Consider the following 18,915-nt stretch of genomic DNA (forward strand, 5'->3'; position numbering starts at 1 on the left):
GGAGCCCCGCGTCCCTCCTCCGTCGGAAACGGAAGGAGATGCCGCCGTGCGTCCGGAACCACCACCGGGTGCACGATCGGCCGACCCCACGCAAGCAGAGGAGCGATTCCCGATGCGCGCAGCGCGACCCGCCGTCCCCCTCGACGGGCGCAAGCTGGTCCTTTTCGACCTCTACGGGACCCTCGTCCACGCCCGGGAGCGACCGGCGGAGGTCTACCGCCGCGCCCTGGCGGAGCTGGGTCTCTTCCCTCCCGATGCGATCCTGGAGCAGGCCGTGCAGGCTGCACTGGAGGCCTACTGGATGCAGCGGGCCGAGTGCCGCACGCTGGAGGCGGTGGGGCTGGCCCGGGAAGCGATGGCCCAGGCGGTGCTCGAAACGGTGGCGCCCAGCCGGGAGCCGGAGGAGCGCCGGTCCCTGGCCCGGGCCTTCGAGCCCACCTTCGGCCGGATGCGCAGCTGGTACGCCGCCTACGACGACGTCCTGCCGGTGCTGGAGCGCCTGAGCGCCCGCGGCCTTCGCCTGGGGGTGCTCTCCAACTGGGACGCGTCGGCGCTCCAGCTCCTGCGTGAGCTGGACCTGGACCGGTTCTTCGACGTGGTGGTCATCTCCATTCCCGAAGGGGTGGAAAAGCCCGACCCCGCCATCTTCCGGCTGGCCCTGCAGCGGGCCGGCGTCGGCGCCGGCGAGGCGGTCATGGTGGGCGATACCTACGAGGACGACATCCTGCCGGCCCGGGAACTGGGGCTCCTGGCCGTCCACCTGACGCGCCGGGGCCGGCCTGGCGGCCGGCCCGACGCTGGGGGTCTCTCGGTTCCGGGCGGGGCAGATGCCGCGCCCGATGGCGTGGTAGCAATCGATTCACTCTTGGCGCTCGCGCCCGATCCTGCCGCCTAGCTCACCCGGGTCTCGGGGCGTACCCGTTCCCCCTCCGGCCTGGAGGGGACCGCCGCGGGTCCCGGTGTGCCCACCACGTGGCTCCAGGCCAGGGCGGCCCGCACCCGCCAGCTGATGCCCGGGCTGGGCAGGACCTTCCCCGGGTTCAGCAGGTGCCGGGGATCGTAGCGCTTCTTCCAGGCGATGAGCTCCCGCATTTGGCGGGGGCCCAGGATCCGTGCCGCCTCATGGGCCCGCAGGAGACCGATCGAGTAGGGGTGGCCGCCGTAACGGCCCACCCGTTCCTCCAGGGTGGCCAGGGCCCGCTCGGCCTGCCGCCGGGAGAGGAAGCTGGGGGCGAAGGCGTGCACGGCCACCTCCTCACCCATGACGCCCACGCCCTGCAGCGCCACGGGGTGCTGGAGCTCGGCCAGGTCCTCCACCAGGGGCGTGAGCCCGTAACGAGGCAGCACCAGCCGGCGCTGCAGCGCACCGGGAATCACCAGGCTGCTCTCCATGGCGGCGAACCGGTCGTCCCACTCGGCCACCGCCTGGTGCGGGGCCAGAACCCGGCCGCCCGTGAAGCGGGCCAGCGCGTCCACCTGGGCGTCCAGCGCATGGCGGTCCGGGTCGCGGCTCATCAGCACCAGGATGCCCATGTCGTCGGCAAACCCGTGCCGGTTGGCCCCCACCGGCGCCTCGTTGCTGGCCTCGGCGTTCCGGAAGGCCACGTGCCAGAGGGGCCAGTCCGAGTCGAAGACCAGGTGCAGGGCCCGGATCAGCTCCGCCTGGCTCAGGTAGGCCAGGGCCCAGACGCTCAGGGGCGCCTCCCGGGCCACCTTGAGGGTGACGCGGGTGATGAGGCCGGTGATGCCCTCCAGGCCGCAGACGAGCCGCAGGTCGTTCCCTGCTGACCTCAAGGTCTCGCCGGTGGCGGTCACCATCTCCACCGACTGGAGGTTGGAGTGGAGGTAGCCGTACTGATAGCTTCCCAACCCGGCCCCGTCCTCGGCCACCCAACCGCCCACCGTGCTTCGAGGCGCGCTGGTGGGGAGCAGGCGCAGCGCCAGGCTGTGGGCGAGGAGGGCTTCCTCCACCCGGTTCCAGGTCACGCCCGGCTCCACCGTCACCGTCTGGGTGGTGGGGTCCACCTCGAGCACCCGGGCCATGCGGGAGAAGTTGACCGCGATTCCGCCGCGTACGGGAAGCGCCCCGCCCCACGGGCTGGTGGCCCCGCCGCGCGGTACCAGCGGCACGCCGGCCTCGGCCGCGATCCGCACCAGCTCTATCACTTCACCGGCGCTCTCAGGCCAGACCACCGCCGAGGGCCGGGTGTGGAGGAAGGGGCCGAATCCCGCGGAGGCACCGCCGTCGCGCCCGTGCTCGGAAAGGACGTCGCCCTGGAACTGAGCCCTCTCGCCGAACAGGGCCTGAAGCCGTTCTCGCCAGTGCACCTGGAGACCCCCCTCTCCGCCGCCCCGGCCGCCGTCGTTGCAGGGCCCTGCATTCGTGAACTCGTTCACAAAGACCGGCCATAAGAACGCTCCCGTGAAGGAGCGGCAGGACGTAACGTTTTTCCCAAGTCCAATCTAGCACACCCGAGGGGCCGCGTCAAACGCGGCCGCGCCCTCAAGCGCCCTCGATTCTTTCCTTGACCTGACGCGGTGGGTCCGGTAGAGTATCCACGAAGGCCATTCCTTTAAGCGGGTCCCGCGAGACCGGCAAGGGATGGGCGAACACGGTCCGGCCCCCGGAAGCGTCCGGGGTCCACGTGCCTGCGCTCCCCTGCCGCGGGCTTTTCCTCTGCCCGCCGGGTCCCGGTCAGGAGGGAGCACGATGCATCCGGACCGTAAGGACCTGCTGGGGCTTGAGCCCCTGGCACCCGAGGAGATCCAGGAGATCCTGGATCGCGCACGGCCCTTCCTCCCAGCCCTCCAGCGGCCCACCACCCTCCCGCAGCCGCTGCGGGGTCGCCTGGCGGTCAACCTTTTCTACGAGCCCAGCACCCGCACCCGGAACTCCTTCGAGCTGGCAGCCCGCCGCCTGGGCGCCGAGGTGATCAACATGGGCGCCGCCGGCTCCAGCGTGCAGAAGGGCGAGAGCCTGATCGACACCGGCCGCACCCTGGACGCGATGGGGGCGGACTTCATCGTGATCCGCCACGCCTCGTCGCTGGCGCCCGAGCTGATGGCCCGTTCCGTGGCCGCCGGGGTGGTGAACGCGGGCGACGGCGCGCACGAGCACCCCACCCAGGCCCTCCTGGACCTCCTCACTCTGCAGGAGGCCTTCGGCAGCGTGAAGGGCCTGAACGTGGTGATCGTGGGCGACATCCTCCACTCCCGGGTGGCCCGGTCGGACCTCTGGGGGCTGACCAAGCTGGGGGCGCGGGTCACCCTGGTGGGACCGCCCACCCTGCTTCCCGCCGCCTTCGAGGCCCTGGGCGCCCGCACGGCCCACCGCCTCGACCCGCTCCTGCCGCACGCCGACGTCCTCTACATGCTCCGCATCCAGCGGGAGCGCCAGCAGGGCGGCCTCTTCCCGTCGCTGGAGGAGTACCGGGAGCTCTATGCCCTGGATGGCCGCAGGCTCCAGATGCTTCCACGGAACGCGCGGATCCTTCACCCCGGCCCCGCCAACCTGGGGGTGGAGATCACCGAGGAGGTGGTGGGGGACCCTCGCGCCCTCATCCACGATCAGGTGCGATCGGGTGTGGCCGTGCGCATGGCCGTCCTGGAGATGCTGGCCGAAAGGAGGGGTGTTCGTGCGATTTCAGCTTGAAGGAGCCCGGATCTACGACCCCACGTCGAGCCTGCGCCTGCCCCCGGCCGGTCCGGGCGAGCTGCCCCGGGGCAACCTGCAGGTGGAGGACGGGCGGATCGTCGCCGCCGGGGCGGAGCTTCCCGCCGGCGGTGCCCGGGTGCTCGACGCGACGGGGCTGGTCCTGGCCCCGGGGCTGGCGGACCTACACGTCCACTTCCGGGATCCGGGCGAGGAGGCCAAGGAGGACCTGGTCTCCGGGGGGCGGGCCGCGGTGGCCGGCGGCTTCGCCCACGTGGTGACCATGGCCAACACCCGGCCGCCCATCGACGAGGTGCCGCGCCTGAGGGACCTCATCACCCGGTCGGGCGCTTCCCCGGTGCGGATTCACCCTGCCGCCGCGGTCACCCGTGGTCTGGGCGGGGAGAGCCTAACGGAGATGGTGCGCCTGGCCGAGGCGGGCGCCTGCGCCTTCACCGACGACGGCCGGCCGCTTCCCGACGCCCGCATGGCCCGGCTGGCCATGCGCTACAGCACCCTGGCCGGGCGGCCCCTCCTGCTCCACGCCGAGGATCCGTCCCTCTCCGCAGGGGGCGTCATGCGCCTGGGGCTCGCGGCCACCCGGATGGGGTTGAAGGGGATCCCGGCCACCTCCGAGGAGGTGGCGATCGCCCGGGAGATCGCGCTGGCCCGGGAGACCGGCGCCCGCATCCACCTCCAGCACCTGAGCACCGCCCGCGCCGTGGAGCTGGTGCGGCAGGCCAAGGAAGAGGGCCTTCCGGTGACCGCGGAGGTGACCCCCCACCACCTGGCGCTCACCGACGAGGCCGTGGCCCGGTGGGGTGCCTCCGCCAAGATGAACCCGCCTCTGGGGACGGCGGCGGACCGGGAGGCGCTGCGGCAGGCCCTGGCCCAGGGGCTGATCGACTGCATCGCCACCGACCATGCCCCCCACTCCCGGGAGGAGAAGGACCAGGAGCTGGACCTGGCGCCCTTCGGGGTGGTGGGGCTGGAAACCGCCCTGGGCGTGGTGCTGACGGAGCTGGTCCACACCGGGCTCCTGGACCTAGCCCGGGCGCTCCACCTGCTCACCGCCGGCCCGGCCGCGATCCTGGACTTGCCCGCCGGGAGGCTGGACGTGGGCGGCCCCGCCGACCTGGTGCTCATCGACCCCTGGGAGCGCTGGACGGTGGAGCCCGAGCGCTTCGCCAGCAAGGGCCGCCACACCCCCTTCGCCGGAGCGGTCCTCACCGGACGGGCGGTGGCCACCTGGGTGGGCGGGCGCCTGCAGGCCGTGGGGGGGAGGCCGGTGGACGACGAGGCGGAAGGCTGGCGGGCGCTGGAAGCCCACCTGGCCGGGCGGGCCGGAGCGGGAGACCCGGGAGCTCGGCCCGCTGGAGAGACGCCGGAACCGCGGAGCCTGTGGCGCGCCGAGCGCGCCCGGACGCCGGCATGAGCGGCGCGATCCCGAACGCGGGCAGCCATGGGGCTTCGGGCGCAGCGACCCTGCGTCCCAGCCCCTACGTGGAGAGGCTCCACCAGGCGGTGGAGGCGAAGGGAGCCCCCCTGCTCCTGGGCCTCGACCCACACCTCGACCGGATTCCCGCCTGTTTCCGCTCGCGCCCCTGGCCCGCGGCGGGGCGTGGCGACGCGGGCGACCCGCGGATGGGCACGGGCACCCCGGGCGCGGGTCGCTCCCGCCCCGATTCGCAGGAGACGCGGGCCCGGCGGGCCGTGGCCCGCACCTACCTTCGCTGGGCCGAGGCGATCCTGCCCGCGGCGGCCCCCTATGTGGCCGGCGTCAAGATCCAGGCGGCCTTCTACGAGGAGGCCGGCTGGGCAGGGGCCTGGGCCCTGGAGCGGACCGCCGCGCTGGCCCGGGAGCTGGGGCTCCTGGTGGTGCTGGACGTGAAGCGGGGCGACGTGCCCTCCACCGCCGCGGCCTACGCTCGGGCCTGGCTCGACGGACCCCTAGGGGCCGACGCCGTCACCCTCCACCCGTGGCTGGGCTCCGACAGCCTGGAGCCCTTCCTCGAAAGGGTCCGCACCAACGGCCGCGGGCTCTACCTGCTGGTGCTCCCCTCGAACCCCGGCGCGTCCGAACTCCAGGAGCTGCCCACGGGAGCCACCGGAGAGCCCCTCTACCGGGTGCTGGCGCGCCGGGTGGCCGCGTGGGCCGACGCCACTGACGGCGACTCCCCCTGGTCGTCGGTGGGCGCCGTGGTGGGGGCGACCCGGCCCGACCGGGTGGCCGAGCTCCGCCGCCTGATGCCCCGGGTTCCCTTCCTCCTGCCGGGGGTGGGCGCTCAGGGCGGCCGGGTGGAGACCCTGGGCGCCGCCTTCAGCTCGGGAGGCCGGGGGGCGGTGGTGACGGCGTCGCGAAGTGTGCTGTTCGGAGACGGGTTGTCGCCCCCAGGCGGTACCCGGCCCGCGGTCGAGGCCGCCCGGGAGGTGGCCTCCCGGGCCAAGGAGCTGCGGGACCGGCTCGCGGCCCTGGTGATGGGGCACGACGGCGAGGAGGTCGAGCCTTCATGAGCGGGAGCGTGATCCACACCTCCCCCCCCGGGGAGCGGGCCGCCGGGCCCCAGGCTCCCCGGACGGTGCACGCCCGGGTGGCCGCGCGCCGGGTGCTGGAAGGCGCCGAGGGCCTGGGCGCGCGCCCGGAGGGCACCGGGGGGCGCGTGGCCGGACCCGAGCTGGTCCTGCTGGAGCTGGAGGCACCGCGGCTGGCGCGCACAGTGCGGCCCGGTCAGCTCGTTCGCGCTCGGCTGGGCGGCGCGGCGCAACCCTTCCACGTGGCTACCCGATGGGAACGGGGCATCGGCCTGCTGGTGCGCCCCGGCTGGGGCATCTCGGCGCAGGTGGCCGCCCTGGCGCCGGGCGGGCGCCTGGAGGTGACGGGGCCGCTGGGAACCTCCTTCGAATCGGTGGGAAGACGGCCCGTGTGGCACGTCGCCGCGCCCGGTCGCCTGCACGCGCTGCTGCTGGCGGCGGCGGAACCGGGGGAAGGTGCGGGTCGGGTGATCCTCACCGAGGTGGGGCGCGACCCAGAGCCCTGGTGGCCGGAGGTCTTCGGCCGCCGGGTGCCGGGGCCCTCAGAGCCCGGCGGGGCACCGGAATGGGTCCGCCTGGACGGCCTCCCGGATCTGGACGCTCGCCTGGCCGCTCTCCCACCCGAGGACCGACCGGCGCTGCGGGCAGCGGGCCCCATGCCCTTCCTGGCCGAGGCGGCCCGAATCGCCGCCAGGCACGGGGTGCCGTTGGAGGTGACCGTGGAGCAGCCCATGCCCTGCGGGGTCGGCATCTGCCTTGGGTGCGTGGTGCCGAGGCGGGACGGCAGGGGCGAGACGCGCTGGGCACGCGCCTGCCGCGAGGGTCCTGTCTTCGATGCAGCAGTGCTGGACTGGGAGCGGCTGGCCGCAGGCTCGCAGGCGGCGGTGCCCCCGCCCCGAGAGCGATTGGGGACGGCCCGCCGCGGGGCCGAGCCAGGCGCTTCAGAGGCGCCCCCGGAAGGGCTCCCCGACGCACCCCTCAACGTGCGGCTGGGCTCGATCAGGCTTCGGAACCCCCTGATGCCTGCTTCGGGGTGCTTCGGCTACGGCCGCGAGATGGCGGCCTTCTACCCCCTCCGCCTGCTGGGCGCGGTGGTGACCAAGGGCGTCAGCCTGGTGCCCTGGGAGGGCCGGCCCACACCCCGGGTGGCGTGGGCGGCGGGCGGGCTGCTGAACGCCATCGGGCTCCAGAACCCGGGGGTGGACCACTTCCTGGCGGAGGACCTGCCCTTCCTCGTGGCCCAGGGGGCGGCCGTGGTGGTGAACGTGGTGGGAGAGACCGTGGCCGAGTACGCCGCGGTGGCGGCCCGGCTGGAAGGTGCGGCCCGGTTCCCCGCCGCGCGCCCGCCGGGAGGGGGGGCCACCGAAGCCTCGACCGGCCGGCCCTACACCCCGGGCCACGGCGGGCTGACGGCCCTGGAGCTGAACATCTCCTGCCCCAACGTGGATGCCGGGGGGCTCCACTTCGGCCAGGACCCGGCCACGGCGGCCGCCGTGGTGCGGGCGGTGCGCGGGGCCAGCTCCCTGCCCCTGTGGGTGAAGCTCTCACCCCAGGGGCCCGTGGCGGAGGTGGCTCGGGCGGTGGTGGAGGCGGGAGCGCAGGTGCTCTCGGTGGCCAACACCCTGCCGGCCCTGGCCCTGGATCCCCGCACGGGGCGCCCGCGTCTGGCCGCCGGGCCCGGTGGGCTCTCGGGGCCTCCCCTCAAGCCCGTGGCCCTGGCGCTGGTACAGCGGCTCCACCGGGAGCTCGTGGTGCCCATCGTCGGCATCGGGGGCATCCGGAGCCTGGAGGACGTGCTCGAGTACCGGCGGGCGGGCGCCGCGGCGGTGGCCGTGGGCAGCGCCCACTTCGCCGACCCCTACGTGCTTCTCAAGCTCCGGCGCGACCTGCGCAAGGACCCGCAGGCCTGGACGGCCATCGGGGCGAACGATGAAGCCCGGGAGGTGGGGCGATGAGCCTGAACGGCGAACCGGCGGGTGTGGCGCCCGGCTGGGCGGAGACGTGGATGCGGGAGCGGGGGGCGCTCCTGGAGGGGCACTTCCTCCTCAGCTCAGGCCTCCACAGCGACCGCTACCTGGAGAAGTTCCGGCTCCTGGAAGATCCCGCGCGTGCGGAGGAGGCCCTGCGCCTGCTCCTGGAGCCCTGGCTACGGGGAGCGGAGCCGGTGGCCGCCTGTCTCGGCCCGCTCACGGGCGGCGCCTTCATGGCCTGGGCCGCCGCCAGGCTTCTGGGGACCCGCTTCCTCTTCGCCGAGCGGGAGGCCGGGCGGCTCTCCCTGCGGCGGGGCTTCCGGTTGGAGCCGGACGAGCCGGTGCTGGTGACCGAGGACGTGCTCACCACCGGCGGCTCCGCCCGGGAGACCCTGGAGCTCGTCCATCAGGCGGGCGCCCGCCCGCTGGCGCTGGTGGTCTTGGCGGACCGGAGGGCACCCGACGTCCAGGACCTGGGCGTGCCGGTGCGGGCCCTCTGGAGCCTGCCCCTGGGCGCCTGGCCGCCCCGGACCTGTCCCCTCTGCCTGGCGGGCACCCCGCTGACCGAGCGCGGCAGCCGGCGCCTGGCGGGCCCGTGAGGCCGGGCCCGCCGGCGCGGGCGGCGGCCGGCAGCCGAGGAGCTCAGGAGCGGGCTTTCAGGAACCGCTGGTTCACCTCGGGCCAGTTGACGACGTTCCACCAGGCCTGGACGTACTCGGGCCGGCGGTTCTGGTACTTGAGGTAGTAGGCGTGCTCCCACACGTCCAGGCCCAGGATGGGCACCTGCCCCTCCATGTAGGGGGAGTCCTGGTTGGCCGTGCTTGAGACCTCGAGCCGCCCGCCCTTCAGCACCAGCCAGGCCCAGCCGCTGCCGAAGCGGCCCAGGGCGGCCTTGGCGAAGGTCTCCTTGAAGCTGTCGAAGCTGCCGAAGGCACTCGTGATGGCAGAGCCGAGCTCCCCCGAGGGCGCGCCCCCGGCGTTGGGTGCCATGATCTCCCAGAACATGCTGTGGTTGGCGTGGCCGCCGCCGTTGTTCCGCACCGCGGTGCGGATCGACTCGGGGACCTCGTTGATCCGTTGAAGGAGCTGCTCCACGCCAAGGGCACGGAGGCCGGCGTCCGCCGACTCCAGGGCCGCGTTGAGGTTGTTCACGTAGGTGCCGTGGTGCTTGTCGTGGTGGATCTGCATGGTCTGGGCGTCGATGTACGGCTCCAGGGCATCGAACCCGTACGGCAGAGGCGGAAGCTCGTGAGCCATGGGCAGGTGATCCCTCCGTAGGAAGATGTGGGGCCTTCGCAGGAAGGCCCCCCGGTGTGCCGCGTGCTCGTCTCCATTATAGCAACCATTCCCAAGGACATACACGTCCTTTTCCCGCGGGCCGGCAGGACCGCCTTTCCCTCCACCGCCGACGCGATTTCCAGCAGGCGAACAGGCAAGGAAGGAGAATCCTCCCCTGGGTCAGCCTTCCGGCCCGTCCTCTCCGCTGGAAGGAGGAAAGCCTGCATGGAGCGCCCATCGGCCCATCGTCCTCTGACCGCGCCCTGCGCCCTGCCCCAGCGCCCTGCCTTTGGCTCCCCGCGGGTCTGGCTGGTGGCGGCGATCCTCCTGGCGCTGCTTTTCACGGGCACCTCCCAGGCTCAGGGAAGCCTCTGGGACCAGATGGAGCGCAGCGCGGGCGAGTCGGCCTACCCAGAGCTGGTGGCCCGCTACGGCGGCGTGGCCCGCCTTCCCGAGGAGCACACCCGGTGGTTGAACGCGATCTTCGAACGGGTCGCCGCCCAGAGCAAACGGAGCGGCTCGGTCGGGTACAGCCTCACCGTGGTCAACACCGACCTGGTGAACGCCTTCGCGCTGCCGGGAGGCTTCGTGTTCCTCACGCGGGGCCTGCTGGACCTCACCGCCTGGGATCCGGACCAGCTCGCCAACGTCATGGGGCACGAGGTGGCCCACATCGATCAGGATCACTACCGCGACCGCATCGTGCGCCAGCTGGGGATGGCCTTCTTCATCACCCTCTTCTTCCGCCAGTCGGCGGGGGTCGACGCCCGGGTCGTCCAGCAGCTGGTGAGCCTCACGGCCGACCTCATCGACCGGGGCTGGTCCCGGGAGGACGAAGCCGAGTCCGACCACGTGGGCCAGCTCTTCGCCGCGCAGGCGGGGTACGATCCCGCGGGCATGGTCGCGTTCCTGCAGAACCTGAAAGAAGAAGAAGCTCGCAACCCGGGGCCACAGGTGGCCGAGGTGCTCCGAACCCACCCCCTCACCGAGAACCGGCTCGCGGCGGCCCGCCAGAGGGCGGAAGAGCTGCGGCCCACCTACGAGGCGACCCGCACCAGCCGGCCCGATCCGCCGGAGCGGCTGGGGGTGGACACCGAACGCGCCCTCTACCAGGATCCCTTGGGGCGCTTCCGCTTTCCCCTGCCTTCCGACTGGAAGCCGGGGCGGGTCTCGGCCAGCGAGAGCACCACGGTGGTCGGCTCCCGCGATGGGCGCGTCTTCTTCGTGCACGTGGATCCGGTGCCCCCGGGTGTGCGCGACGCCCAGGGCCTGGCGGACGCGGTGCTGGAGCGCTACCGCCGGGAGGTGCCTAGCTTCGAGCTGGAGCGGCCGCCCACCCCGAGCCGGCTGGGTTCGGACGAGGCCGCTTACTTCGAGTACCGGTACGTTGACCAGGACGGGCGCCGGCTCCATGAAGGAAGCTTCGCCGCCCTCCACGGGAACCGGGCGTACCTCTTCCAGTTCGCGGACTCGCCGGAGCGTTTCGCCTCCACGGTCGCGGCCTTCCACCGGGGGGCCGAGCGGTTCGCGTTCGAGTGAGCCGAGCCCGGGGCTGCACGCCGACGCCCGCCGCCGGGTGCACGCCGGAGCCAGGTGAAGGCGGGTGCCCGCTGCGCGGGCGCGTCAGGCGCCGGCCGGTTCGGGCTCCAGCGCCTCCAGGTAGGCGATGACCTCCCGGGTGAGCTGGCTGGGGGTGGAGGAGCCCGCGGTCACCGCCACCCTTCGGGTCCCCCGGAGCCAGCGCGGGTCGATATCCTCCACCGAGTCGATGAGGTAGGCGGGCCTCCCCGCGATCTCACGCACCACCTGCACCAGCCGGTTCGAGTTGTTGCTGCGCCGGTCGCCCACCACCAGCACCAGGTCCGCCTCGCGGGACTGAGCCACGGCCGCCTCCTGCCGCTGCTGGGTGGCCAGGCAGATCTCGTTGTAGACCCGTACGCCCGGAAAGCGCCGGCGCATCTCCTCGATGAGCCGGGCCGTGTCCCACTGGCTCAGCGTGGTCTGGGTCACCACCGCCAGCCGCTCGGCCTGGGGAAGGTCCAGCGCGTCCAGGTCGGCCTCGTCGCCCACCAGGTGAACGTGCTCGGGAGCCTCGCCGAGGACACCCTCGGGCTCGGGGTGGCCCTTCTTGCCGATGTAGAGGATTTCGAAGCCGTCGGCCGCCAGCCGGCGCACCAGGTCGTGGGAGCGGGTGACGTCCGGGCAGGTCGCGTCGAAGCAGCGCAAGCCCTTTTCCCGGGCCCGTTGCTTCACCTCGGGCGCGACCCCGTGAGCCGTGAAGATCACCGTTCCCGAGTCGATGCCGTCCAGGAGCTCCAGCCGGCCGGCCCCGTCGAGGGTGCGGATGCCATACGCCTCCAGGCTCTCCACCGCGTGCCGGTTGTGGACGATCTGCCCCAGCACGTAGATGGGCCTGGGCACGTCCTTCATGGCCGCCACCTGCTTGGCCAGCTGCAGGGCATCCACCACCCCGTAGCAGTAGCCCCTGGGGTTGATCCGGATCACGTCCACGCGGCGTCCCTCCTGCCCACCGAACAGTCTACCCGCGCCGGAGGAGGCTGGCAACGGTCCCGGCCCCGCGTTCCCGGGTGGTTGGGCGAGCCCCGAGCTGCCCGGCACCGGCGGGGCCGGCACGGATCGCTCGCGCCATCCCTAGAGGGAACGGGCCGGCCGCGGGGAAGCTAGGACGAGACGCCTGCTGAACAGAAGGGAGGCTCGACGGGTGCAGACAGAGCTGGTCGCGATCCGGAAACCCGAGGACGTGAACGTGATCCTGGGCCAGAGTCACTTCATCAAGACGGTGGAGGACCTGCACGAGGCCATGGCCGGCGCCGGGGGCGGCATCCGCTTCGGCGTCGGCTTCAACGAAGCGTCGGGGCCCCGCCTGGTGCGCACCACGGGCAACGATCCCGAGATGGTGGCCCTGGCTCGGGAGAACGTCCAGGCCATCGGCGCCGGGCACGCCTTCGCCATCTTCATGCGGAACGGGTTCCCGATCCAGGTGCTGAACGCGGTGAAGGCGGTGCCCGAGGTCTGCCGCATCTACTGCGCCACGGCCAACCCGGTACAGGTGGTGGTGGCCGTCACCGACCAGGGCAGGGGCATCCTGGGAGTGGTGGACGGCTGGTCTCCCGTGGGAGTGGAGGGAGAAAGGGAGGCCCAGGAGCGCCGTGAGCTCCTGCGAACCTTTGGCTACAAGCTCTGAACGGGATCAGCTCACCCGGAGCTGGTGCTCCTCCATGAGCTTCTGGATGTCGCGGTCGGTGATGGTCGCGGCGGGTCGTTCGCCGCGCAGGCGCCGCTCGGTGAGGGTGTGCGGCCAGAGGTCGATGAGCACCTCGCCCGTCTCGATGTTGACCCGTACCAGCGGGTGCTCGAACTCGGGTTCGTCCGGCGAGCCTGCATCCCGGAGGAGCGGTGTGGCATCCCGGTAACCGCCGGTTGCGCCGCCGTAAAGGCTCGACATGGCCACGAGGTTCATCCCCCTTCTGTACTGCACCCCCATTCTTGCATGCGCGCCATGGGTGGTGACATGGGCAAATGACCCGTCTTGCCAGGGACAAGTGTCGCATAGGATACGAAAAGGGAGGTTTTCCGACATCGAATCCCGCGGCGCTGGGCCGACGCGACGCGCCGGCTCTTGGACGGCGCGCGGCGCGGGCAGCTCCGGGCCATGTCCAGGGGGAGGCGCGGTGCCCCGCCTCGCCGCCTAGAGGCGGGGCGCGGGCTCGCCCGTGAAGAAGAAGGTACCGGTGCCCTGGGAGATCAGGTCGCCCGCGGGGTCCTCCACGCGGCCCTCAGCCACGGCGGTGAAGCGGCCGGTGTGGGTGGGGTGCGCCCGTACCACCAGCTTCTCTCCCCGCCCTGGCTTCACGTAGTTGACGTTCAACTGGACCGTGACCACCTGGCGGCCGGTCCGGTCCGCAATGCTCCAGCCCATGGCGGAGTCGAGGAAGACGGCGGTGACCCCTCCGTGCAGGATCCCCAGGGGGTTGAGGAAGAAGGGCAAGAGGGGGATGCGGAGCACGTACCAGTCGCCTTCCACCGAGCGGTCGATGGGAAGGAGACGGGACAGGCTGAGCATGTCGCCGCTCGCGAGCATCCCGGCCGCCCGCTCCAGGACCTCCCTTTGGATCGCCTGCAGGTTCGATGCTGGGTTTGGTGGGCCCTCACCCCGGCCGGCGGAGGATTCCGGCGCCGGGCCCTCAAGATCGCGGCTCATCAGGCTCCTCTTTCTGTTCCGGACGCTGATGGGAGGCCGGTTGTACCGCCACGGCCGGTGTCATCAGCTCCTTGGGGGTCGCGTACCTCCCCGACGGATTCCAGAGAAGCCATCCCGATACCTGCAGCTCCTCCGCGGCCCGGATCTGCTCCCAGACCTCCAGGGGACCGTAGGGGCTCTGGAGGCTGAAGGACTGGAGCCACGGGCGGATCTTCCAAGGGTCCACCCGCCGGGCCGCCGCCGCCAGGGAGCGCTGCACCGCCTCGTAGGGTGCCCGGTCCGGGTTGGCTAGACCCATCGCGCCCGGGGGGAAGTGAGATGGGTAGACCATCAGGGAGACCACGTCCACCTGGCCGGCCAGCAGCTCGAGCTGGTGGCCGATGCCCAGGTCGCCCTCGGTGAGTGCGGCGAACCCGAAGAGGTCGGCGCTGGTGTAGGCGCCGGCCGCGGCCACGGCCCGCCGGGCCTCGGCCAGGAAGGCCGCGATCGTCTCGCTCTTGGACACGCCGGCGGGGTAGACGAGCCGGTCCAGGTCGCCGTCGGTGGGGAAGCGGACGTAGTCCCATTGGATCTCGTCGACGCCCGCCAGGGCCGCCTCCACCGCCAGGCCGATCAGGTACGACCAGCTCTCCCGCCGGGAGGGGTCCGCCCATCCGATGCCGTGCCGGTCGAGCCAGGCGGTGCCGTCGGGCTGGTGCAGCGCCAGGTCGGACCGGCGCGTGGCCAGCCGGTGGTCGCGAAAGGCCACCATACGCCCTACCACGTAGATCCCCCGCTCGTGGAGCTGCGCCACCAGGGCTCGCAGGTCGCGGATGTCGCCCCGAACCGCGCCCATCTGCCGGGCCCACGGGTTCTCGGCCCGGAAGGTCACGTTGCCCAGCTCGTCCTTCAGCTCGATGACGATGGCGTTCAGGCTGCTCTGGGAAAGCAGGGCCAGGACCCGAGGCATCTGGGAGCTGGCGGCCAGGGCGCCGGTCACGTAGAGCCCGCGCACCTCCTGGGGGGGATACGGCAGGTGCAGCCGGTCCGAGGCCAGCGCCTCGGGCGGCGGCTCGCTGCTGGGGGCGGGGGCCTCGGAGCGGGCCGGCGATACCAGGAGAGAGGCGAGCAGGACCGCCGCCAGCGTCGTGAGGCGGCGGGCACGGATGGCTCGCGCGCCGCCGCCGAGGTCAGCCTCGCCGCCGGACCTCGACGGTCGTGCCCCGCATCGTGGAAGACGCGCCATCCGCCGTCACCCTGTCTTGGTCCCTCTCCCCAGGATATGGATTCGGCATGAGACGGTGCCTCCTGGAGGGAGGGGATTCCTTTGCTCTTGAGGCCGGGCGTGGAGGTGGCCTCTGCGGCTCCGTCGAAGCCTCTCCACATCGTACGGGCTCGAGGGCAGGGTGATACCGGCCACGCCCGCCCGTCCCCGGGCCTGCGCCCCGGGGACGGGGCGCCGTGCCGTTGCAGGGGAGGGATCGCCGTGGAGCGGGGGGAGGCGCGAAGAGACCGCAGGAGCCGGTCGCCGGCTCCGGGGCCCTTGCCGCGGGCACGCCGCGGCGCGTCCCGGCAGGGGCCAAAGGTTCCCCGCCTCCTCGCGACCCTCCTGGGCCTGGTGCTGGCCGGCCTCACCATGGTCGGGGCGCCCGCGTCGCCGGTGGCCGCCGAGGCCCTTCCCGCCCGCCTCCAGGTGAACGGTGAGGCAACCTACGATCCCGGGAGCCACTGGCTCTCCGCCAGCCAGGTGCGCTTCCAGCAGGGGTCGCTCACGGTGGAGAGCGACTGGCTGGAGGCCGACCTGGCCCGCCAGACGGTCATCTTCTCGGGCCAGGTCCGGCTCGATGCAGAGGGCGGCCGCTGGGAGGGTGAGCAGCTCACCTACGCCCTGGACACGGGGCGCTTCTCCTTGGACCAAGGGACGGCGGAGGTGCAGGCGCCCGGCGCCCAGGGCCCGCTCCGCCTGCGCGTGCCGCGGGTGGACGGGTCTCCGTCCCGCATCCACCTGGGGGGAGCGTCCCTCACCACGTGCGGCCTGGACAAGCCTGAGTACCACGTGCGCGCCCGAGAGATCGAGATCGAACCCGGGCGCCGGATGGTTCTCCGCCACGTGGTCTACGTGGAGGGGTCCATCCCTCTCTTCTACTGGCCCCAGGTGACGATCCCGCTGGACGAGGAAGGTGGCGGCCTGGGGGCCTCGCCGTTCGAACCTCCCGAGGTCGGGTGGTCGGAGGAGGACGGCTGGTACCTACGCACCACCTACTACTACGACACCCGGGCCGAGCGCCTGGGGGCCCTCCACGCGGGCTACCACCAGTACTCCGGGTGGGGGCTGGGGGTGACCCAGCGCCTGCCCCTGGGGCCCGCATCGTGGACGGTGGGGGCCGACTGGCTGCAGAACCCGCCCAGCGAGGCGAGGGATCGGGCCGTGGCCGAACCGCGCTACCGCCTCCGCACCCGCCTGGAGCTCCCTGCCGACCCGGGCGCGCCCGTACGGGCAACCTACCAAGGGGAGTACTGGGAGCTTCGCCCGCAGGGCACCCCGGTCCGGGGGGACTGGTCGCTCGCGGACGACCTCACTGTTTCCGCCGAGGTGGGCGGCGTCCAAGCCGCGCTCACCGCCCACCAGGAGCGATCGGTGGAGGATGGCGTGCAGGCCGGTAAGGAGGGCGCGGACGTGACCGTCCGCCGGACGGTGGGCCCCCTCACGCTTCGGGTCGAGGCTCGGGGCCGCCGGTGGCAGGAGGACGACACGGTGAAGGAGCACCTCGGCTACCTGGGCGCGGTGGAGGCCCGGGCGGGGGGATGGGACGCCGCGGTACGGGACGGGTGGACTCTCCATCCCAACCTGCTGGCGTACAAGGACCCCTCGGGCTGGATCCGCTTCGGGCGGAACCCTGAGGCGGAGCTGGGGTACACGCTTCCAAGCACTCTCTGGGTTGGCCCCATGAGGGGTACCCGCCTGCGCTTGTCCGCCCAGGATGGACGCTACGCGGAGGAAGACGTGAAGGGAACCTCGAGCGAGTGGATCCACGCCACCCATCTGGAGGCCCGCAGCAGCAGCACCCGCATTCCCCTGGGCGCAGGCCTCAGCCTGGGCGCGGGTGCCTGGGCCGGGGACTGGGCGTACGAGACGGGGGAGCGACTCGACTACGCCGGGACCTCCTGGACCCTCCAGGTCCGCCCGAGCGCGGCCTTCATCGGCGAGCTGGGCTACACCGTGCAGCAGGCGTGGGGCGAGACCCCTTTCGTCTCGCACAGGGACGTGTGGAACGACAGGGAGCGGGTGAGCCTGCTGCTGGAAGCGGACCTCCGGCCCCTGCGGGTGGGTGCCTACGCCTCCTACGACCTCCTGGAACAGAGCGCCGACGACCTGGTGGGTCTGGTGGAGCTGAGGCCCAGCCCTCGCCTTCAGGTGGGCGCGGCAGCCCACTACAGCGTCCCCGACGAGGAGTTCACCCGGTACGATGCCCGCGTGGCCGTGGGTCTCAGCGAGCGGTGGTGGCTCGAGGGGCAGGCGGCCTACACCTTCGACCCGGCCGACCCGGACAAGGGCACGGTGCCCCTGCGGAGCCAGGTGAGTCTGAAGTACACGTCGGACTGCCGCACCGTGAGCCTCCGCTTCGACGGGGCCACCAAGACGGTATGGCTCGAGTACCGGCTCAACGCCTTCCCTGCCTCGCCCCTGCAGCTCGGCCGGGAAGCTGAGACAGAGGAGCCCACCCTCTTCGACCTGCCGGACATGAAGGCCGTGGTGAGGCAGGTGACCTCGTCATGAGGGCCGAGCCGATCGTACAGGGCGCGTCGCGGCGCGACGGGCGCACCCCTTGGGTGCTCGTGGCTGGCGTCGCGGCCCTGGCTGTCCTGGTGTGGATCATCCGGGCCAGCGCGCCCGGCGGGCCGCCCGAGGACATCCCGCCCGCCGCCGGGCCGCCGCACCTGGAGCGGGTGAAGGTGGACGGGCTCCTGGAGGGCACGCGCCAGTGGACGCTGGAGGTCCGCAGCCTGGAGGAGGGGCCCGAGGTGGTCTCCCTGGAGGGCATCGAGCGGGGACTCTTCCTGAGGGGTCAGGCGCTCTGGCTCACCCTCACCGCGGCACGGGGACGGTGGACCCCGGAAACCAACGGGCTCGTTCTGGAAGGCGACGTGCAGATGGACCTGGTGGAGGGCGGTCACCTGGAGACCGAGCAGGTGCGATGGCGCAGCGAGGCAGGGGTGCTGGAGGCCGAAGCCGGCGTCACTGCCACCCTGGCAGGAGACCGGCTCACTGCGGGCCGCATGGTCGCAAGCTCGGTCACGGGCGTGGTGGAGCTGGGCGGGGGTGTGGAGCTGGTCCGCCCGGACGGCCAGATCCTGCGGGCCATGGGGGCCCGCTGGCTGGACAGGGAACAGCGGCTCGAGCTGGTGGGGGGGTTCGACTGGTTCCTCCCCTCCCTGCCCGGGCCGGGCGAAGGGCCGGCAGGTGGATCAGGATCCGCGCCGGGCCAGGCTTCGCATGAGGAGGCGAGCGGATGATGCGGGGACGCACCGGAGCCAGGAGTCTCCGGCTGAGCGTGGCGGTGGGGGCGCTGGCAGCGTTCCTGGCCGTCGCGGGGCTTCTCACTCTCCGGGCGGCCGCGGCCGAGCTGCGCCTGCGGGTGGTGGAGGCCGAGAGCGGCGCGACCACAGCGTACGTGGATCCTGAGACGGGACGGTACGTGATCGCGCCCCCCACGGGGCACGTGGAGGCCGAGTACGGCCAGCAGCGGCTGCAGGCCCGGCGGGCCGAGTACGACCCGGAGGCGGGCACCTTGCAGCTCTCGGGCGCCGTGCGGCTCGAGGACCCGGGCGTGAAGGCCAGGGCCGAGCGGGTGGACGCCGACCTGCGGGCGGAGCGCTACCGGTTGGAGGGCCAGGTATGGATCGAACGATCCCGAGCCGACGGCCCCGCCGACGTCCTCACCGCGGCCCAGGTCACCTACCGCCCGGGAGCAGGAGAGGCGCTGGCCCAGGGGAACGTGCGTGTGGAGGAGGGGCCGCGCTGGTTCCAGGCGGCCACCGCCCGGCTTTGGGACGGGCTCGGCTGGCTGGAGCTCACGGGCCAGGTGACGGGCGACTGGGGCGAGTGGGCGGTGAACCAGGCCGATCGGGTCCAGGTGGAGCTCGAGTCCGGACGGGTGACCCTGTACGGGCCGGCCGAGATCCTCTTCCAGGTGGCCGAGCCCGAACCGCCGCAGCCCGTACCCCCCGGACCCTGATAGGGGACATCCGTCCCGGGGGAGGGGTACCTTGTGATGCAGGTC

General features: G+C 72.8%; 17 protein-coding genes. 11 read left to right on the plus strand and 6 right to left on the minus strand.

The features are described from left to right. Positions 1–112: 112 nt before the first annotated feature. Positions 113–895 carry an HAD family hydrolase gene (locus LIP_RS00545; RefSeq protein ID WP_068132915.1) on the plus strand — a complete coding sequence of 261 codons (783 nt, stop codon included), beginning with the start codon at positions 113–115 and terminating at the stop codon, positions 893–895. Here the strand turns inward: LIP_RS00545 and LIP_RS00550 are convergent. After that, entirely contained in the window at positions 892–2,328 is a 1,437-nt protein-coding gene (locus tag LIP_RS00550) for an FAD-binding oxidoreductase (RefSeq protein ID WP_068132917.1), read from the minus strand. The genes LIP_RS00545 and LIP_RS00550 overlap by 4 nt on opposite strands. A gap of 274 nt (positions 2,329–2,602) precedes the next feature. Here LIP_RS00550 and LIP_RS00555 point away from each other — a divergent pair, with 274 nt between their 5' ends. Genes LIP_RS00555 through pyrE form a run of 5 tightly spaced genes read left to right on the plus strand, consistent with a single transcriptional unit; the run spans position 2,603 to position 8,753 of the window. Further along, on the plus strand, positions 2,603–3,652 hold the full coding sequence (locus LIP_RS00555) for an aspartate carbamoyltransferase catalytic subunit (RefSeq protein ID WP_407936387.1): 1,050 nt from the start codon (positions 2,603–2,605) through the stop codon (positions 3,650–3,652). Next, the gene (locus LIP_RS00560; RefSeq protein WP_198409620.1) at positions 3,636–5,087 is read left to right on the plus strand and encodes a dihydroorotase; all 1,452 of its coding nucleotides are present in this window, start codon (positions 3,636–3,638) and stop codon (positions 5,085–5,087) included. The genes LIP_RS00555 and LIP_RS00560 overlap by 17 nt, the downstream gene beginning before the upstream one ends. Beyond that, positions 5,084–6,166, plus strand: a complete 1,083-nt coding sequence (gene pyrF / locus LIP_RS00565; protein WP_144440246.1) for an orotidine-5'-phosphate decarboxylase — start codon at positions 5,084–5,086, stop codon at positions 6,164–6,166. Before LIP_RS00560 ends, pyrF begins: the two co-directional genes overlap by 4 nt. Continuing rightward, on the plus strand, positions 6,163–8,139 hold the full coding sequence (locus LIP_RS17290) for an iron-sulfur cluster-binding protein (RefSeq protein WP_082725660.1): 1,977 nt from the start codon (positions 6,163–6,165) through the stop codon (positions 8,137–8,139). The genes pyrF and LIP_RS17290 overlap by 4 nt, the downstream gene beginning before the upstream one ends. After that, a complete protein-coding gene (gene pyrE, locus LIP_RS00575; RefSeq protein WP_068132924.1) occupies positions 8,136–8,753 on the plus strand; it encodes an orotate phosphoribosyltransferase in 618 nt (205 codons plus the stop codon). The genes LIP_RS17290 and pyrE overlap by 4 nt, the downstream gene beginning before the upstream one ends. Positions 8,754–8,796: 43 nt before the next feature. Here pyrE and LIP_RS00580 read toward each other — a convergent pair whose 3' ends face one another. Next, complete coding sequence (locus LIP_RS00580) at positions 8,797–9,411, minus strand: superoxide dismutase (protein ID WP_068132927.1); 615 nt, start codon at positions 9,409–9,411, stop codon at positions 8,797–8,799. A gap of 246 nt (positions 9,412–9,657) precedes the next feature. On the opposite strand from LIP_RS00580, the gene LIP_RS00585 reads away from it, so the two are divergent. Further along, on the plus strand, positions 9,658–10,971 hold the full coding sequence (locus LIP_RS00585; protein ID WP_068132930.1) for a M48 family metallopeptidase: 1,314 nt from the start codon (positions 9,658–9,660) through the stop codon (positions 10,969–10,971). A gap of 84 nt (positions 10,972–11,055) precedes the next feature. Here LIP_RS00585 and LIP_RS00590 read toward each other — a convergent pair whose 3' ends face one another. Then, positions 11,056–11,943, minus strand: coding sequence for a 4-hydroxy-3-methylbut-2-enyl diphosphate reductase (locus tag LIP_RS00590; RefSeq protein ID WP_068132933.1), 888 nt, complete (start codon positions 11,941–11,943; stop codon positions 11,056–11,058). Positions 11,944–12,154: 211 nt separating this feature from the next. Here LIP_RS00590 and LIP_RS00595 point away from each other — a divergent pair, with 211 nt between their 5' ends. Further along, positions 12,155–12,637 carry an adenosine-specific kinase gene (locus LIP_RS00595; RefSeq protein ID WP_068132936.1) on the plus strand — a complete coding sequence of 161 codons (483 nt, stop codon included), beginning with the start codon at positions 12,155–12,157 and terminating at the stop codon, positions 12,635–12,637. A 6-nt stretch (positions 12,638–12,643) separates the two neighbouring features. On the opposite strand, the gene LIP_RS00600 is transcribed toward LIP_RS00595, so the two are convergent. The 3 genes from LIP_RS00600 to LIP_RS00610 form a co-directional block, all read right to left on the minus strand. Continuing rightward, positions 12,644–12,904 carry a hypothetical protein gene (locus LIP_RS00600; RefSeq protein WP_144440247.1) on the minus strand — a complete coding sequence of 87 codons (261 nt, stop codon included), beginning with the start codon at positions 12,902–12,904 and terminating at the stop codon, positions 12,644–12,646. 237 nt (positions 12,905–13,141) lie between these two features. Further along, a complete protein-coding gene (locus tag LIP_RS00605; RefSeq protein WP_082725661.1) occupies positions 13,142–13,654 on the minus strand; it encodes a PaaI family thioesterase in 513 nt (170 codons plus the stop codon). Then, positions 13,638–14,879, minus strand: a complete 1,242-nt coding sequence (locus LIP_RS00610) for a putative glycoside hydrolase (protein ID WP_068132946.1) — start codon at positions 14,877–14,879, stop codon at positions 13,638–13,640. The genes LIP_RS00605 and LIP_RS00610 overlap by 17 nt, the downstream gene beginning before the upstream one ends. Positions 14,880–15,119: 240 nt before the next feature. Between LIP_RS00610 and LIP_RS00615 the strand changes: the two genes are divergently transcribed. Genes LIP_RS00615 through LIP_RS00625 form a run of 3 tightly spaced genes read left to right on the plus strand, consistent with a single transcriptional unit; the run spans position 15,120 to position 18,870 of the window. Beyond that, positions 15,120–17,411: an LPS-assembly protein LptD gene (locus LIP_RS00615; RefSeq protein WP_068132949.1), complete on the plus strand. Its 2,292-nt coding sequence runs from the start codon at positions 15,120–15,122 to the stop codon at positions 17,409–17,411. Continuing rightward, positions 17,408–18,148 (plus strand): LptA/OstA family protein, encoded by a 741-nt coding sequence (locus LIP_RS00620; RefSeq protein ID WP_068132952.1) that lies wholly within the window; start codon positions 17,408–17,410, stop codon positions 18,146–18,148. The genes LIP_RS00615 and LIP_RS00620 overlap by 4 nt, the downstream gene beginning before the upstream one ends. Further along, positions 18,145–18,870, plus strand: a complete 726-nt coding sequence (locus LIP_RS00625; RefSeq protein ID WP_068132955.1) for a hypothetical protein — start codon at positions 18,145–18,147, stop codon at positions 18,868–18,870. Before LIP_RS00620 ends, LIP_RS00625 begins: the two co-directional genes overlap by 4 nt. Positions 18,871–18,915: the final 45 nt, after the last annotated feature.

It is taken from the genome of Limnochorda pilosa (assembly GCF_001544015.1).
Lineage (GTDB): Bacteria > Bacillota > Limnochordia > Limnochordales > Limnochordaceae > Limnochorda > Limnochorda pilosa.

What these genes read in the sequence shown, in the direction of transcription:
- pyrE (WP_068132924.1), top strand. Translation starts at nt 8,136, where the DNA reads ATGAGCCTGAACGGCGAACCGGCGGGTGTGGCGCCCGGCTGGGCGGAG.
- pyrF (WP_144440246.1), top strand. Translation starts at nt 5,084, where the DNA reads ATGAGCGGCGCGATCCCGAACGCGGGCAGCCATGGGGCTTCGGGCGCA.
- LIP_RS00625 (WP_068132955.1), top strand. Translation starts at nt 18,145, where the DNA reads ATGATGCGGGGACGCACCGGAGCCAGGAGTCTCCGGCTGAGCGTGGCG.
- LIP_RS00605 (WP_082725661.1), bottom strand. Translation starts at nt 13,654, where the DNA reads ATGAGCCGCGATCTTGAGGGCCCGGCGCCGGAATCCTCCGCCGGCCGG.
- LIP_RS00620 (WP_068132952.1), top strand. Translation starts at nt 17,408, where the DNA reads ATGAGGGCCGAGCCGATCGTACAGGGCGCGTCGCGGCGCGACGGGCGC.
- LIP_RS17290 (WP_082725660.1), top strand. Translation starts at nt 6,163, where the DNA reads ATGAGCGGGAGCGTGATCCACACCTCCCCCCCCGGGGAGCGGGCCGCC.
- LIP_RS00610 (WP_068132946.1), bottom strand. Translation starts at nt 14,879, where the DNA reads ATGGCGCGTCTTCCACGATGCGGGGCACGACCGTCGAGGTCCGGCGGC.
- LIP_RS00585 (WP_068132930.1), top strand. Translation starts at nt 9,658, where the DNA reads ATGGAGCGCCCATCGGCCCATCGTCCTCTGACCGCGCCCTGCGCCCTG.
- LIP_RS00555 (WP_407936387.1), top strand. Translation starts at nt 2,603, where the DNA reads ATGGGCGAACACGGTCCGGCCCCCGGAAGCGTCCGGGGTCCACGTGCC.
- LIP_RS00545 (WP_068132915.1), top strand. Translation starts at nt 113, where the DNA reads ATGCGCGCAGCGCGACCCGCCGTCCCCCTCGACGGGCGCAAGCTGGTC.
- LIP_RS00580 (WP_068132927.1), bottom strand. Translation starts at nt 9,411, where the DNA reads ATGGCTCACGAGCTTCCGCCTCTGCCGTACGGGTTCGATGCCCTGGAG.